This window comes from Acinetobacter sp. CIP 102637 (assembly GCF_000368425.1).
GTDB lineage: Bacteria > Pseudomonadota > Gammaproteobacteria > Pseudomonadales > Moraxellaceae > Acinetobacter > Acinetobacter parvus.
Map to the genome: position 1 here is coordinate 1,808,535 of NZ_KB849435.1, position 12,549 is coordinate 1,821,083.

15 protein-coding genes are annotated in these 12,549 nt (G+C 42.7%); 9 read left to right on the top strand and 6 right to left on the bottom strand.

The annotated features are described in order from the left end of the window. Positions 1 to 120: 120 nt before the first annotated feature. Genes F967_RS11690 through F967_RS11705 form a run of 4 tightly spaced genes read right to left on the bottom strand, consistent with a single transcriptional unit; the run spans position 121 to position 3,453 of the window. Entirely contained in the window at positions 121 to 960 is an 840-nt protein-coding gene (locus F967_RS11690) for a symmetrical bis(5'-nucleosyl)-tetraphosphatase (RefSeq protein WP_004683188.1), read from the bottom strand. 1 nt (position 961) lies between these two features. Beyond that, entirely contained in the window at positions 962 to 1,774 is an 813-nt protein-coding gene (rsmA, locus tag F967_RS11695) for a 16S rRNA (adenine(1518)-N(6)/adenine(1519)-N(6))-dimethyltransferase RsmA (protein WP_004800062.1), read from the bottom strand. A gap of 32 nt (positions 1,775 to 1,806) precedes the next feature. Continuing rightward, positions 1,807 to 2,781, bottom strand: coding sequence for a 4-hydroxythreonine-4-phosphate dehydrogenase PdxA (gene pdxA, locus F967_RS11700; RefSeq protein ID WP_004800065.1), 975 nt, complete (start codon positions 2,779 to 2,781; stop codon positions 1,807 to 1,809). Between the two features lie 36 nt (positions 2,782 to 2,817). Next, positions 2,818 to 3,453, bottom strand: coding sequence for a hypothetical protein (locus tag F967_RS11705; protein WP_004800067.1), 636 nt, complete (start codon positions 3,451 to 3,453; stop codon positions 2,818 to 2,820). A gap of 261 nt (positions 3,454 to 3,714) precedes the next feature. On the opposite strand from F967_RS11705, the gene rplM reads away from it, so the two are divergent. The 9 genes from rplM to F967_RS11750 all read left to right on the top strand — a co-directional run bounded on the left by rplM (position 3,715) and on the right by F967_RS11750 (position 9,320). Then, positions 3,715 to 4,143, top strand: a complete 429-nt coding sequence (gene rplM / locus F967_RS11710; protein WP_004675486.1) for a 50S ribosomal protein L13 — start codon at positions 3,715 to 3,717, stop codon at positions 4,141 to 4,143. A gap of 12 nt (positions 4,144 to 4,155) precedes the next feature. Then, entirely contained in the window at positions 4,156 to 4,542 is a 387-nt protein-coding gene (gene rpsI / locus F967_RS11715; RefSeq protein ID WP_004675485.1) for a 30S ribosomal protein S9, read from the top strand. Between the two features lie 132 nt (positions 4,543 to 4,674). Next, a complete protein-coding gene (locus F967_RS11720; protein ID WP_004675484.1) occupies positions 4,675 to 5,331 on the top strand; it encodes a glutathione S-transferase N-terminal domain-containing protein in 657 nt (218 codons plus the stop codon). 14 nt (positions 5,332 to 5,345) lie between these two features. Continuing rightward, positions 5,346 to 5,771 (top strand): ClpXP protease specificity-enhancing factor, encoded by a 426-nt coding sequence (locus F967_RS11725; protein ID WP_004675483.1) that lies wholly within the window; start codon positions 5,346 to 5,348, stop codon positions 5,769 to 5,771. A gap of 15 nt (positions 5,772 to 5,786) precedes the next feature. Continuing rightward, positions 5,787 to 6,446, top strand: coding sequence for a hypothetical protein (locus tag F967_RS11730; RefSeq protein ID WP_004800070.1), 660 nt, complete (start codon positions 5,787 to 5,789; stop codon positions 6,444 to 6,446). Positions 6,447 to 6,831: 385 nt separating this feature from the next. Beyond that, positions 6,832 to 7,191: a roadblock/LC7 domain-containing protein gene (locus F967_RS11735; protein ID WP_004800072.1), complete on the top strand. Its 360-nt coding sequence runs from the start codon at positions 6,832 to 6,834 to the stop codon at positions 7,189 to 7,191. Between the two features lie 167 nt (positions 7,192 to 7,358). Then, on the top strand, positions 7,359 to 8,327 hold the full coding sequence (locus tag F967_RS11740) for a hypothetical protein (protein ID WP_004800074.1): 969 nt from the start codon (positions 7,359 to 7,361) through the stop codon (positions 8,325 to 8,327). Positions 8,328 to 8,335: 8 nt separating this feature from the next. Next, on the top strand, positions 8,336 to 8,878 hold the full coding sequence (locus F967_RS11745) for a GTP-binding protein (protein ID WP_004800075.1): 543 nt from the start codon (positions 8,336 to 8,338) through the stop codon (positions 8,876 to 8,878). A gap of 22 nt (positions 8,879 to 8,900) precedes the next feature. Beyond that, a complete protein-coding gene (locus F967_RS11750) occupies positions 8,901 to 9,320 on the top strand; it encodes a roadblock/LC7 domain-containing protein (protein WP_004762112.1) in 420 nt (139 codons plus the stop codon). A gap of 108 nt (positions 9,321 to 9,428) precedes the next feature. Here F967_RS11750 and F967_RS11755 read toward each other — a convergent pair whose 3' ends face one another. Together F967_RS11755 and F967_RS11760 are read right to left on the bottom strand one after the other, a co-directional pair. Then, positions 9,429 to 11,375, bottom strand: coding sequence for an acetyl/propionyl/methylcrotonyl-CoA carboxylase subunit alpha (locus F967_RS11755; protein WP_004800078.1), 1,947 nt, complete (start codon positions 11,373 to 11,375; stop codon positions 9,429 to 9,431). A gap of 109 nt (positions 11,376 to 11,484) precedes the next feature. Further along, positions 11,485 to 12,315 (bottom strand): enoyl-CoA hydratase/isomerase family protein, encoded by an 831-nt coding sequence (locus tag F967_RS11760; RefSeq protein WP_004800080.1) that lies wholly within the window; start codon positions 12,313 to 12,315, stop codon positions 11,485 to 11,487. Between the last annotated feature and the right edge of the window lie 234 nt (positions 12,316 to 12,549).

Below are 12,549 nucleotides of genomic sequence, written 5' to 3' on the forward strand. Positions count from 1 at the left end.
CTTATAAATATTTTTTGACACTTTAATGATCAGTGTATGACAGTTTATTGACAGCTTTAAAAAACGAAAATGCTGCACTTAAACATCAAGCGGAGCAATAAAAAATAATTCGGAGTTTTACTAAGCCAACGGATTATCCACCTTAAACAACTGTTGATCCTCTAAACGCAAGGCAACCAGTTGCTGCCCCCAGACACAGCCACCATCAACATTTTGAATTTGAGAGCTAATGGTTTTACCCTGCAACGCCGCCCAATGTCCAAAAATTAATTGGTGGGTTTTGGCCGCCTGACTCTCAAACTCAAACCACGGCTGAAAGCCTGTTGGCATCGGTGCATCCAGTGCATCCTTAAACTCAAACTCCAGCCTACCCTCTGCATTGGTTAAGCGCATACGGGTTAAATAATTGGTAATACAACGCAAGCGAGCCTGCCCAGTCAAATCATCTGACCAAAGATCAGGTTGCTCACCATACATTTCTGCAAGGAAAGCATCCAATACCGTAAGATCGTCATGCCCAACCACCTGTTGCACTTCACTTGCCAACTGCACAGTTTGCTCTGCCGACCAAATACAAGGCACACCCGCATGGGTAATCAAGGTGTGATCATTCGGACATAGACTTAAAGGCTGTTTACGCAGCCAATCAATCAGTTCATCACCATCAATTGCGTCAATAATCTCTTGTGTACGGTCTTTGTCTTTGATTTTCTTCAAGCCACGCGCGCAGGCGATCAGGGTTAAATCATGGTTGCCTAAAACGGTTGCAGCAGCGCCTCGGTCAGCCAGCTTTTTAACAAAGCGCAAGGCACCTACTGAGTTTTCGCCACGTGCAACCAAATCACCTGCAAACCATAAAAAGTCCTGATCTGGATCAAAGCGAATTTCTTTTAATAACGCTTTCAGGGCTTCAAAGCAGCCCTGCACATCACCAATGACATAATTATAGCGCTTGGACATTTTAAAACACCATTTGATCAGACAATGCAACAAAATCAGCCAGACTCAAGGTTTCTGGACGCGCCATCGGGTCCACACCTGCTTTCTCAAAACCCTCTTCAACCAACATGCCTTTTAAGCTGTTACGCAAGGTTTTACGGCGCTGGGTAAACACATGGCCAACCAAACGCGCCAAAGCTTTTTCATTTTTGGCGATAATTGGCTTAGTTTCATAAGGTTCCAAACGAAATACCGCAGAAGTCACTTTCGGTGGTGGATTGAATGAACCTGGTGGTACTTCAAACAAAAAGGTTGGTTTACAGAAATACTGAATCATCACCGATAAACGCCCGTATTCTTTGGTATTTGGCACAGCGGTAATACGATCAACCACTTCTTTCTGCAACATGAAATGCATGTCTTTGACTTTGTCACCAAACTCTAACAGATGGAACAAGAGTGGGGTTGAAATGTTATAGGGCAGATTTCCTACGACACGTAGTGGACGGCCTGCCTGAAACAACTGGGTGAAATCATATTTTAAGGCATCTGCTTCAACAATGATCAAACGTTCAGGATGTGGCACGCGAGCAGGCAAGCCTGCTGCCAGATCACGGTCCAGTTCAACCACTGTGAGCGCATCGCATTCCCCAATAAGAGGCGATGTCAGCGCAGCCAAACCTGGGCCGATTTCGACAATATTATCGCCCGCACGTGGATTCACTGAGCGTACAATTTTGGCAATCACACGCTGGTCATGCAAAAAGTTCTGACCAAAACGTTTTCGAGCCTGATGCCCTTCATCTTTAGGGTTTAGGGCATTAATTTGATACATAATAATTCCAACGTGAATAATTTATCCATCACTCACTGATGGGCTAAATCAAGTGCTAAATCAACCGCAACATGCAAACTCGATGATTTTGCCTGTCCAGTGCCTGCAAGAGAAAGTGCCGTACCATGATCGACAGAGGTTCGAATAAATGGCAGGCCTAATGTAATGTTTACCGCCTCACCAAAGCCCTGTGATTTTAACACAGGTAAGCCCTGATCGTGATACATGGCTAACACCGCATCTGTTTCTTTGAGGTGATCAGGGGTAAATAATGTATCGGCGGGCAAACTTAAACTGATGTGAATCCCCTGCTGGCGATAGGTTTCCAGCACAGGATTAATGATCTCTATTTCTTCTCGCCCCAGATAACCATCCTCACCTGCATGTGGATTTAGGCCACAGACCAAAATACGGGGCGTAGCTATTTTAAATTTTGTTTTTAAATCATGAATAAGAATATCAATCACTTGATGCAAACGCTCTTTAGTAATCGCATCAGGTACATCTCGCAACGGTAAATGTGTTGTGACCAAAGCAACCCTTAATGTTTTGGTGGCCAACATCATCACCACACGATCAACACCCGCAAACTCCTGATAATATTCTGTGTGCCCACTAAAGGTAATCCCTGCATCATTGATCACGGATTTCTGCACAGGTGCCGTTGCAACACCCACGCTACATCCAGACATCGCATAATCGGCTGAACGTCGTAACTGCTCAATCACATAAGCCGCATTGGCGGGATTTAATTGTCCCAGTTCAACAGGTTCAATTAAAGGGATATGCTCCACAAAAAGCTGCCCTGACAGGCTTGACTGCTCCTGTCCCTGATATGCAACCAATTCAACAGGATTGCCCAGTTGTTTTGCACGCTGTTGCAGCATCTGCATATCTGCCAGCACAACAACTGGACGCTTATCCACTCGCCCAGCCAAACTTAAGCAAATATCAGGACCAATCCCCGCAGGTTCACCTGATGTGACATATAAAGGAAGCATAATCATCCGAGTTTCCAAGCTTTATCACACTCAGTATGGCGATTACTTCTCAGGATTACCACTTAATGTTCTAGGTAGGTTTTCAGGCACCAAATTTGATGGAACAGCATCCACCGTACGTGTCCACGGATTGACCTTGATTTGTACTTTTTTCTCTGGTTGTACAGCCGCCATAACTGGCTCTTCCTTTTTCGCTTTTTCTACAGTTCCCACAACTGTACTCGCTGCTCTTTCTGCAATTGCAGTCCTTCCCTGTTTTTCAGGGTTAATTAACTGATGTTGTGTGGTGACAGGTTCTTTTTTCTCAATGATTGGCTGGGTTGGCACCACAGCACTTGCTGGACGGGTATATGGCTCAACAATGGCTCCCTGCTTATAAATCGTTTGCGAATTGGGATTGGTTGCCACAGGTGAACTGGCTGGATTGACCATATCCACAGGAATCTCAATCGGTTTCATTTCTGCGGTTACCGCCATGGCTGGATCAACATGATCATTACCACGGCTTTCCAAAACTTCCAGCTTGCGTTCTGTCCCCTCTTTAGGTTTAAATTCAGAATAATTGGTCACACTGCTCTGGTCCACCCACTTATATAGTCGCCGTGCGTTTGCTTGTGTAGAGCAAACGCCAATTAGCAGGCTGACTACAGCAATTTTTGTGGCAAACGACAGTTTCATGAAAGGTTCCCAAGAGAGCTAGATACTTCTATTTATTTCAATTAATTGATATAAAAATGATAGGGTAAATCCCATACTGTCACAAGGGAAATAATGTAGTCTGAAATTCATGACGCCATAGTTACAAAATCAGTCACTTTACAGCAAAATATGGCATCCCGATCGAATTGTTCTTGTACACTTTTTCAAATTCATATAGAATTCGGTCTCCTTTTGTTTGGGTGATTCCTTGCCCAAACCAACTATAATAGGTAGTGGTTAATGAAAACTCTCAGCGCTAAGCCAGCTGAAGTTCAACACGACTGGTACGTTGTTGATGCTTCTGGCAAAACTTTAGGTCGTCTTGCGACTGAAATCGCCCGTCGTTTACGCGGTAAACACAAAACTTCTTATACCCCTCACGTTGACACTGGCGATTACATCGTCGTAATCAATGCTGAGCAAGTTCAGGTGACTGGTAACAAATCACTTGATAAGAAATACTATCGCCACACTGGTTTCCCTGGGGGTATTCGTGAAACTAATTTTGAAAAATTAGTTGCACACAAACCAGAAGAAATCTTCCAACGTGCTGTAAAAGGTATGTTGCCAAAAGGTCCTCTTGGTTACGCGATGATCAAGAAGATGAAAGTGTACGCTGGTAGCGAGCATCCTCATACTGCTCAACAGCCACAAGTTTTGGACATCTAAGGGATACAGCACATGGCTACTAATTATGGTACAGGTCGCCGTAAGACCGCAACTGCACGTGTTTTCTTATCTGCTGGTACAGGCAAACTCGTAATCAACAATCGTACTTTAGAGCAATATTTCGGTCGTGAAACTGCTCGTATGGTTGTGCGTCAGCCTTTAGAGCTTTTGGAAGCAACTGAAAAATATGACCTTTACATCACTGTTAAGGGTGGTGGTATCGGTGGTCAAGCTGGCGCAATCCGTCACGGTATTACCCGTGCGTTGATCGCTGCTGACGAAACTTTAAAACCTGCTCTTCGTCAAGCTGGTTTCGTTACTCGTGATGCTCGTGAAGTTGAACGTAAGAAACTTGGTTTACGTAAAGCACGTAAACGTCCTCAATTCTCTAAACGTTAATCGTTTATTGAGTTGGACAAAAAACCTCGGATTTTTCCGAGGTTTTTTATTTCTGGGCACTTTAGTGTCACAAAGATGCTTTTCCAGCATTTTTTTAGTATGCTAATCGGTTTATATCTCTAGCTTTGTGATATGTCATCGGTTGAAAATACACCTGTTCAAGGTATTACGCTTTATAGTCATGCAGATGATTTCCGTTCACACTGGATTCGTTTTTTACTTGCTGAAAAACAGATCAAGTATCAGCTCATCATTACCGACCATGAAGATGAAGACTTAGCCGACCTGAATCCATACAACCAGTTGCCAATGCTCATTGAGCAAAATCTAAAACTCTTCTCGGCAAACGTGATTGCAGAATATCTTGATGACCGTTATCGCCAGAACAAGCTCTATGCCGATGCACCAATGGCGCGGGCTGAGCAGCGCCAATATATCTGGCGTTTTGAACAGGACTGGTTTCAACTGGCTGACCACATGCTCCGTCACGCAGACACACTCAATCCCACACAAAAACAAAAGGCACAGAAAGAATTGAGAGATACCCTGATCTCACTGACCCCATTATTTCAACATTTTCCATTTTTCATGTCTGAAAATTTCTCTATTCTGGATTGTATGCTTGCACCCATTTTCCTGCGTTTAAAAAGCATGGGGATAGAACTTCCTCCACAACACTGCCGTCCAATTTTCCTGTATTGCCAGCGCATCTTTAGCCGATCATCTTTTATTAAATCAATGACAGCCCAAGAAAAAAACAGCTACAATGACTTCATTTCTACGATTTAATAAGTTTTTTAATTATGTCTGAGCAAATAACCATTACCCCAACCCGTCCCTATCTTGCCCGCGCCATTTATGAATGGATTTGTGACAACCAGTTGACCCCCTACTTATTGGTTGATGCCACACAACCTCATACCGATGTTCCAGTACAGTTCGTAAAAGATGGACAAATTGTTCTGAACCTTGCCCCACATGCAATCCATGCTCTGCACATGAGTAACGAAGCCATTACGTTCTCGGCACGTTTTGGTGGAGTAGCAAAAGAAATTTATGTGCCTGTTCGGGCGATGCTGGGAATTTACGCCAAAGAAAATGGACAGGGTTTATTTTTCGACCCAGCTGAATATGCGGACATTGAAGATACACATGTTGCCCAGGCGAGTGAAACAAAAAAAGAAGCAGAACCAAGTAAAAAGAAACCTTCTCTTAGAATTTTAGATTAAACGAGGAAATAGACGATGGCATTCGACTTAGTTCAATACTTTTCCGAACAAATTAAGCTTCAAAAACCACAGCTTTTTAGCCAGTATTCTCCCAAAGAAAAGCAATTTTATATTCATGAAGTCAATGTGCTGACACTAGGACAACTGATTAGCATTTGGAGACAAGACCCAAAAAAACTTTATCATGAAATCAAGGCTGCCGACCCGCTTTATATTCAGGAAATTGCCCGACACCTCACTACCTGCAAACATAATAAATCTGCACTTAGCCCAGCCGAGCTAGAGCCCAGTATCTCAGAGGTATTGAGTCTACAGTTTACTGAACTCAATCAACTTAACCAGACAGGAAACTTTGGACAAACAGGACTCACAGAGCTTTTGCTTGGACAAATCGAGCACTTGTCTGGACAGGCAGAAGACTGGGTTTGGTCAACTAATCAGCTCACCGAACTGAAAGGCTCCAAACCTGTTGAGCAGCAAGACATTTCACTGGAAACCACCATGCAGGAGTTCAATCAAATGGTTCATCAGGCACAACCTAGCATCCATCACGCTGAAGAAATTGAGGTTGAACAAGCAGATGTTCCAGCCTGGTCCTATCTACTGTCCCCAATCATTGCATTGGTCATTTTACTATTCATGTATTATTCTTACAGTCAATTACTTGCACATTAATTAAACAATAATTGATAAAGAAAGTTTAAAAACTTTCTTTATCATGCACTTATAATAAATTTAAATTTCATAAAATATGTTTTAATACAGTTTAACAAGAAAAATATTTACATTTATTTACAATCAAAAGCAGCATTATATTTTCAATATTTATGTGAATAAAATCACATTAAAGCTCAATTTCAACCCTTATTCGGTGTTTTGACCTGTTTATTTGAGAAAAATTGTCAATTATTAGCATTCCTGTGATTGCAATAATTTCAAAGTATTATTGATTTCATAAAAGAGTTTCCTATAAATAAGGTTATCTACTTTTGAAAACTCATCAAAAACAAAAGTAGAGAATATAAATTCATAAACAAGATGTATTAGTAGAGATAAAATCATGGCTAAAATTTCATTAGAAAGCTTGACAGATATTGATGGTTTCGTTGCCGCGGCTTTGGTAGATACAGAAAGCGGTTTGGCGCTGGCAACTCAAGGTGGGGGCACACTTGATTTAGAATTGGCAGCTGCGGGTAACACTGAGGTTGTTCGAGCAAAACGCCGTGTTGCTAACTCACTGAAATTGAATGATGATATTGAAGATATTCTCATCACCCTTGGTAAGGCATATCACTTGATCCGCCCTCTGGAAAGCAATGGCAACCTGTTCCTTTATCTGGTATTGGACCGCACTAAATCTAATCTGGCAATGGCTCGACATGAGTTAAAAACATTTGAAAAAGAGTTAGACTTTGCTTAATTGGCAATTACACAATGATTTAATATAATTAGACTTCTTGTATATATTTTCATCTTCTTTATTTATAATAAGAAGATAAATATATATACAAGCGGTCTATTATTAGTCTCTATTATAAAGACTAGTTTTGTGCAGTCCAATATTTTATAAATTATTAAAGTGATACTATGAATGGACATTGCATTAATATCGCGATTTCGGGTATAAGTTTAAAAGTTTCAGATGAATTAAAAATAGAACTTAGAAAAACAATACCTCATGAATTTGGCATTAACTGGATTAACATTGCCCATCCAAATATCGACTTACTACTCATAAATGAAAATTTTTTTGATACTGAAGGCATTCAACGTATTTTAGAACAAAAACAACTTCCCTGCTTAAAGGTTTCCAAAGGGCAAGGAACTTGTAATATAGAAGAACACAATACAATTTACTTACCCTTTCAACAGACCGATGCCTTGAAAAAATGGATTCATCTTCGTCTTTTAAGTTATCTATCCAAGCAACAATCTCAATACACCAAGATAGAGCCTGTTTCAGCACATGATGCGGTCAATGAAAAGTTTTTAACAGACATGCTGAATCCAGAAAATGCCCGACTTCATCTTTTTGATGATCGCGGCACTCTGGCAATTATTGACACACGTAGCCAGATTGCCTGGCTAGAGCCGACACGAACCCAGACCCAGACCAACCACAGTTTTAATTATGGATTTGCGACCACCTCAGACTTCACCAAGGTGTCCCGCAAGGTCGAATATAATTTACAGGACTGGTTATGGAACCTGTTTTGGCATTCACCTGAATTTCAGCGTTTAGCGCCAAACGAAAGTGAATACTATAAAATCGAATACTGGCCTCAACCAGCGCAGAGTAGCGATCGAAAAATTACACTGCATCTCTCAGCCTGCTTTATACAGGGAGCACAACTTTCCCAAGTCGCCACACAATTAAAACTCCCCATTCAAACGGTTCAACAGTTTATTGCTGCCTGCATTGTTTCCAACAACGGCGGCATTATCCCTGCTTCAGAAAGCCATTATTTACAAACTGAAACTGCTGTACAACCCGCTGAACAGCAAGGTCTTCTGAATAAATTTTTCGGCAAAATCAGACGCCGCTTTGGACTTTAAGGAATAATATGATTCTTCAACAATATAAAATTGTGTTTGCAGGAAGCATGGGTGCAGGTAAAACAGAAGCGATTAAGTCCCTTTCTGAAATTCCAGTCCTTGCCACCGAAGCACTCAATACAGATAGTCAGGCCCATAATAAGATGCAAACGACAGTTGGTATTGATTATGGTGAAATTACATTAGATGATGGGGTAAAGATTGGTTTATATGGAACACCTGGACAATCACGCTTTGACTTTATCTGGCCTGTTATTTGTCAGGGTGCTTTAGGTGTTATTCTATTAGTCGACCATAACAGCAAGGTTCCCCTTGAAGAACTTGAGGGCTATCTTGACACGTTTAAGGACTATACCAAGAATATTTCGATTGGTATTACGCATGTGGATGAAAACAAGGAACATACTACCTCTATTTATCGGGAGTGGCTGATACAGAACGAGTATCAATATCCCCTGTTTTTTATTGATGCCCGTAAACAGGAGCATGTGTTGCTCATGATTGAATCACTGATTGCAGCATTAGAAGTCAATTTAAAAGCAACAAATTAATCGCTTTATAAAGAGAAGAATTATGTTCAGTATCCCGAGTCAACAACGTACGGCGCCCAAAGAACTCATTCAAATGGCGAAAGGCCAGGCCAATGATATTTTAATGAACATTCGGGGTATTGATTACATCATGCTCTGTTCAACAGATGGATTTGAACTGGCTTCCGTTTATAAGAAGAATCCTTATAACAGTACCAAGCTGGCTGCTGTCAGCAGTTCCATTCTGGCAATGGTCAGTGCGTTCCTGAATGAAATCCAGTTGACTGGGTGTCAAAGCATCACCCTCGATGCGGAAAATGGCAAGGCAATCCTGACCTCCATTCCTGCACCACATCATCCGATGGTCATGGTGACGCTGAGTAATAAGGATGTTCTACTCGGACAGTTGCTTTATAGTTTAAAACAGGCCAGTGCCGCGATTGTTGCCGCTGATCAAGCTTAATCCTTAACTTATTGATTAATCCGAAAGACAATTCCACACACTCACTGATCGCAGTTGAAAGACTATTAAAAAGCTAGGGGTGGAACCTAGCTTTTTAATTTATACGCTTTATGTAATCGTGACATTTAACAGTAATTGTCGTTTTTTCACCTGCTGTCCCACCTGACCGATCAGTTCATCAACCACACCATCCACATCAGACTTAATCTGTTGTTGAATCTTCATGGCCTCCAAGACCAGCAAGGTTTGGCCTTTGCTTACGGTGTCACCCACATTAACCAACAGATTCACAATCGCTCCATCCATTGGTGCACGGATTTTACCATCGCCCACCACCTCAGCAGCCTCTGGAGCCGCATAAGTGATATTTTCAATGACAAGATTGCCATTGCCCGCATCTAAATAAAGCTGATTCTGATCAAGCACATAATCTAGTTTACGGCGCACACCATTCACATTGTAAATAATCTGATCATCACTAATTTCAACCACATCCACCGTGCTTTGCTGGTCGCATAGTTCCACTTTCACTTGCTGGTGATTGGTTTGGACATGCAGCAGTAATTGCTGGTCTGCATATTTCAGCTTGAGTGGGAACGGGATTGAAACACCTGTTTGCCAAGAAACTTTTGACTGATTGTGCTGGGTAAACAACGCCGCAGCTACCGCCAATGTTTCAATATTCAGGCTTTGCTGATGCAGGCTAACATCATCCTGAAAATGCTGCTGGATAAATGCGGTATTGGTATCACCCGCCACAATAATCGGATGACGCAGTAAATTCACCAAAAACTGTTTATTGCTGTTTACACCCAGCAACACACAATCATCAACTGCTCTTGCCAGTAAGCGAATGGCATCCTGACGGGTTTTACCATAGGCAATCACCTTGGCAACCATTGGGTCATAGAATGGGCTAATTTCACCCTGTTCCAGCATGCCATGATCAATACGCACATTCGGCAACGCAGCAGGCTGCCAACGCAACACTTTTCCTGTCTGTGGCAAGAAGTCCTGACGTGGGTCTTCCGCATATAAACGCACTTCAATCGCATGGCCATTTAGGGTCAATTCATGTTGCTGTAATGGCAAAGTTTCGCCATTGGCCACACGCAGTTGCCATTCCACCAAATCCAGCCCTGTAATCATTTCTGTGACAGGATGCTCCACCTGCAAACGGGTATTCATTTCAAGGAAATAAAACTCACCCGATTGGTCTAGTAAAAACTCAACCGTTCCCGCACCGACATAATCACAGGCTTTAGCGGCAGCAACAGCAGCCTCGCCCATTTTCTGGCGTAGTTCTGGGGTCATGACTGGGCACGGAGCTTCTTCCACCACTTTTTGGTGACGGCGTTGAATCGAGCAATCGCGTTCAAATAGATACACATAATTGCCATGGGTATCACCAAATACCTGTATCTCCACATGGCGCGGTGCAATCACTGCTTTTTCAATGATCAACTCACCTGAACCAAAGGCATTTTCTGCTTCTGAACGCGCAGTCTTTAAGGCTTCCAACAAATCAGCCGACTGGTGTACCAAACGCATACCACGTCCACCACCACCTGCCGAAGCTTTCACCATTAAAGGGAAACCAATTTTCTCTGCCTGTTCAGCCAAGTATTCAATATCTTGCTGATCACCCTCATAGCCAGGAACACACGGCACACCTGCCTGAATCATGGCAATCTTGGATAAACGTTTGCTGCCCATCAATTCAATTGCAGGTGCAGTCGGCCCAATAAAGCTAATGTTGTGGTCAATACATGCCTGTGCAAAATCAGTGTTTTCAGACAGGAAACCATAGCCAGGATGTACCGCATCGGCACCTGTCTTTTGACAGGCTGCAATAATGTTGGCAATCGACAGATAGGATTCTGAAACTTTAGACGCTCCGATATACACTGCTTCATCTGCAACCTGAACATGGCGTGCATTGGCATCGGCATCTGAATATACTGCAACGGTCTGATAGCCCATTGCTTTCGCTGTTTGCATCACCCGAACGGCAATCTCACCACGGTTTGCCACTAAAACTTTTGTAAAAGCCATTTTTATTCTCTCTCAAAGCATCATTTCGCCTTGCTGATCACTCTTGCGCAGTGGCAAAGCAGTGCTTTGCTGATCACTCTTGCGCAGTGGCAAAGCATTGCTTTGCTGATCACTGCTCATCCATTGCCCAAGTTGGCAAACGTTTTTGAATAAAGGCCATCGTGCCTTCCTGACCTTCTGCCCCACCAACCGCTTGGGCAAACTGCTGTGCAGCATCATCAAGCAAAGTGTCTAAAGACTCATTTAAGGTCCGATGTAATAAGGCTTTGGTGGTACGGGATGCCAACGGCGCAGCACGTTTAATCTGTTGGACGGTCTCAGCAAGTTTCTGTTCAAGCGCTGCCTCATCCGAAGCCACTTCATGCACTACACTGAACTTTAACGCGGTTTCACCATTAAAACGTAAGCCCAACAGTGCCAAACGACGCGCTTGGGTCAGTCCAATTCGTTTCACCACAAAAGGAGCAATTTGTGCGGGTAACACACCCAAACCTGTTTCAGGTAATCCAAACTGGGCGTTATCACGACTAATCGCGACATCAGAAACACAAGCCAAGCCAAAACCACCACCTAATACCGCACCCTCTAAAATCGCCACAACAGTTTGCGGTGCTTGATCCACCTGTTCAATCATGGCACCAAAACGGCGGTTAAAATCAATATAGGGTTGTAGGCTACCAGCATTGGCAGCTTCAACACGTAAGCCTGCCATATCCTTAATGTCTCCACCTGCACAGAAATGCCCGCCTTTTCCACGCAGGATCACGGCACGAATCGAGGTATCTTGGGCAATATGAGCAAAGATCTGCTGAATGGCATTGACCATGTTTAGACTCATGGCATTACGGCTTTCAGGTCGGTTCAGCCATAGCGTTAAAATACCGCCTTGTCGTTCAAGCTGGATGCTGTCATCCACTTGTAAAGTATCCAGATTACTCATTTTATTCCTAATTTTTCATTCTTAATCACAGGTTAGCTATACAGGATCAACATCATACGCAACCAGATGATCACAGGGGCAACATGACCTGAATCAAAGCTCCTTGCCCAATATATGACATTGTTATAGCCCAGATGACCATGACCTCAGCCCCTCACATCAACCCAGCCATACTTCACAATATATCTCCACTTTACAAACCAAGCAAGTGCTTGGTTTGTAAAATAAGCATTA

What these genes read in the sequence shown, in the direction of transcription:
- F967_RS11690 (WP_004683188.1), bottom strand. Translation starts at nt 960, where the DNA reads ATGTCCAAGCGCTATAATTATGTCATTGGTGATGTGCAGGGCTGCTTT.
- rsmA (WP_004800062.1), bottom strand. Translation starts at nt 1,774, where the DNA reads ATGTATCAAATTAATGCCCTAAACCCTAAAGATGAAGGGCATCAGGCT.
- pdxA (WP_004800065.1), bottom strand. Translation starts at nt 2,781, where the DNA reads ATGATTATGCTTCCTTTATATGTCACATCAGGTGAACCTGCGGGGATT.
- F967_RS11705 (WP_004800067.1), bottom strand. Translation starts at nt 3,453, where the DNA reads ATGAAACTGTCGTTTGCCACAAAAATTGCTGTAGTCAGCCTGCTAATT.
- rplM (WP_004675486.1), top strand. Translation starts at nt 3,715, where the DNA reads ATGAAAACTCTCAGCGCTAAGCCAGCTGAAGTTCAACACGACTGGTAC.
- rpsI (WP_004675485.1), top strand. Translation starts at nt 4,156, where the DNA reads ATGGCTACTAATTATGGTACAGGTCGCCGTAAGACCGCAACTGCACGT.
- F967_RS11720 (WP_004675484.1), top strand. Translation starts at nt 4,675, where the DNA reads ATGTCATCGGTTGAAAATACACCTGTTCAAGGTATTACGCTTTATAGT.
- F967_RS11725 (WP_004675483.1), top strand. Translation starts at nt 5,346, where the DNA reads ATGTCTGAGCAAATAACCATTACCCCAACCCGTCCCTATCTTGCCCGC.
- F967_RS11730 (WP_004800070.1), top strand. Translation starts at nt 5,787, where the DNA reads ATGGCATTCGACTTAGTTCAATACTTTTCCGAACAAATTAAGCTTCAA.
- F967_RS11735 (WP_004800072.1), top strand. Translation starts at nt 6,832, where the DNA reads ATGGCTAAAATTTCATTAGAAAGCTTGACAGATATTGATGGTTTCGTT.
- F967_RS11740 (WP_004800074.1), top strand. Translation starts at nt 7,359, where the DNA reads ATGAATGGACATTGCATTAATATCGCGATTTCGGGTATAAGTTTAAAA.
- F967_RS11745 (WP_004800075.1), top strand. Translation starts at nt 8,336, where the DNA reads ATGATTCTTCAACAATATAAAATTGTGTTTGCAGGAAGCATGGGTGCA.
- F967_RS11750 (WP_004762112.1), top strand. Translation starts at nt 8,901, where the DNA reads ATGTTCAGTATCCCGAGTCAACAACGTACGGCGCCCAAAGAACTCATT.
- F967_RS11755 (WP_004800078.1), bottom strand. Translation starts at nt 11,375, where the DNA reads ATGGCTTTTACAAAAGTTTTAGTGGCAAACCGTGGTGAGATTGCCGTT.
- F967_RS11760 (WP_004800080.1), bottom strand. Translation starts at nt 12,315, where the DNA reads ATGAGTAATCTGGATACTTTACAAGTGGATGACAGCATCCAGCTTGAA.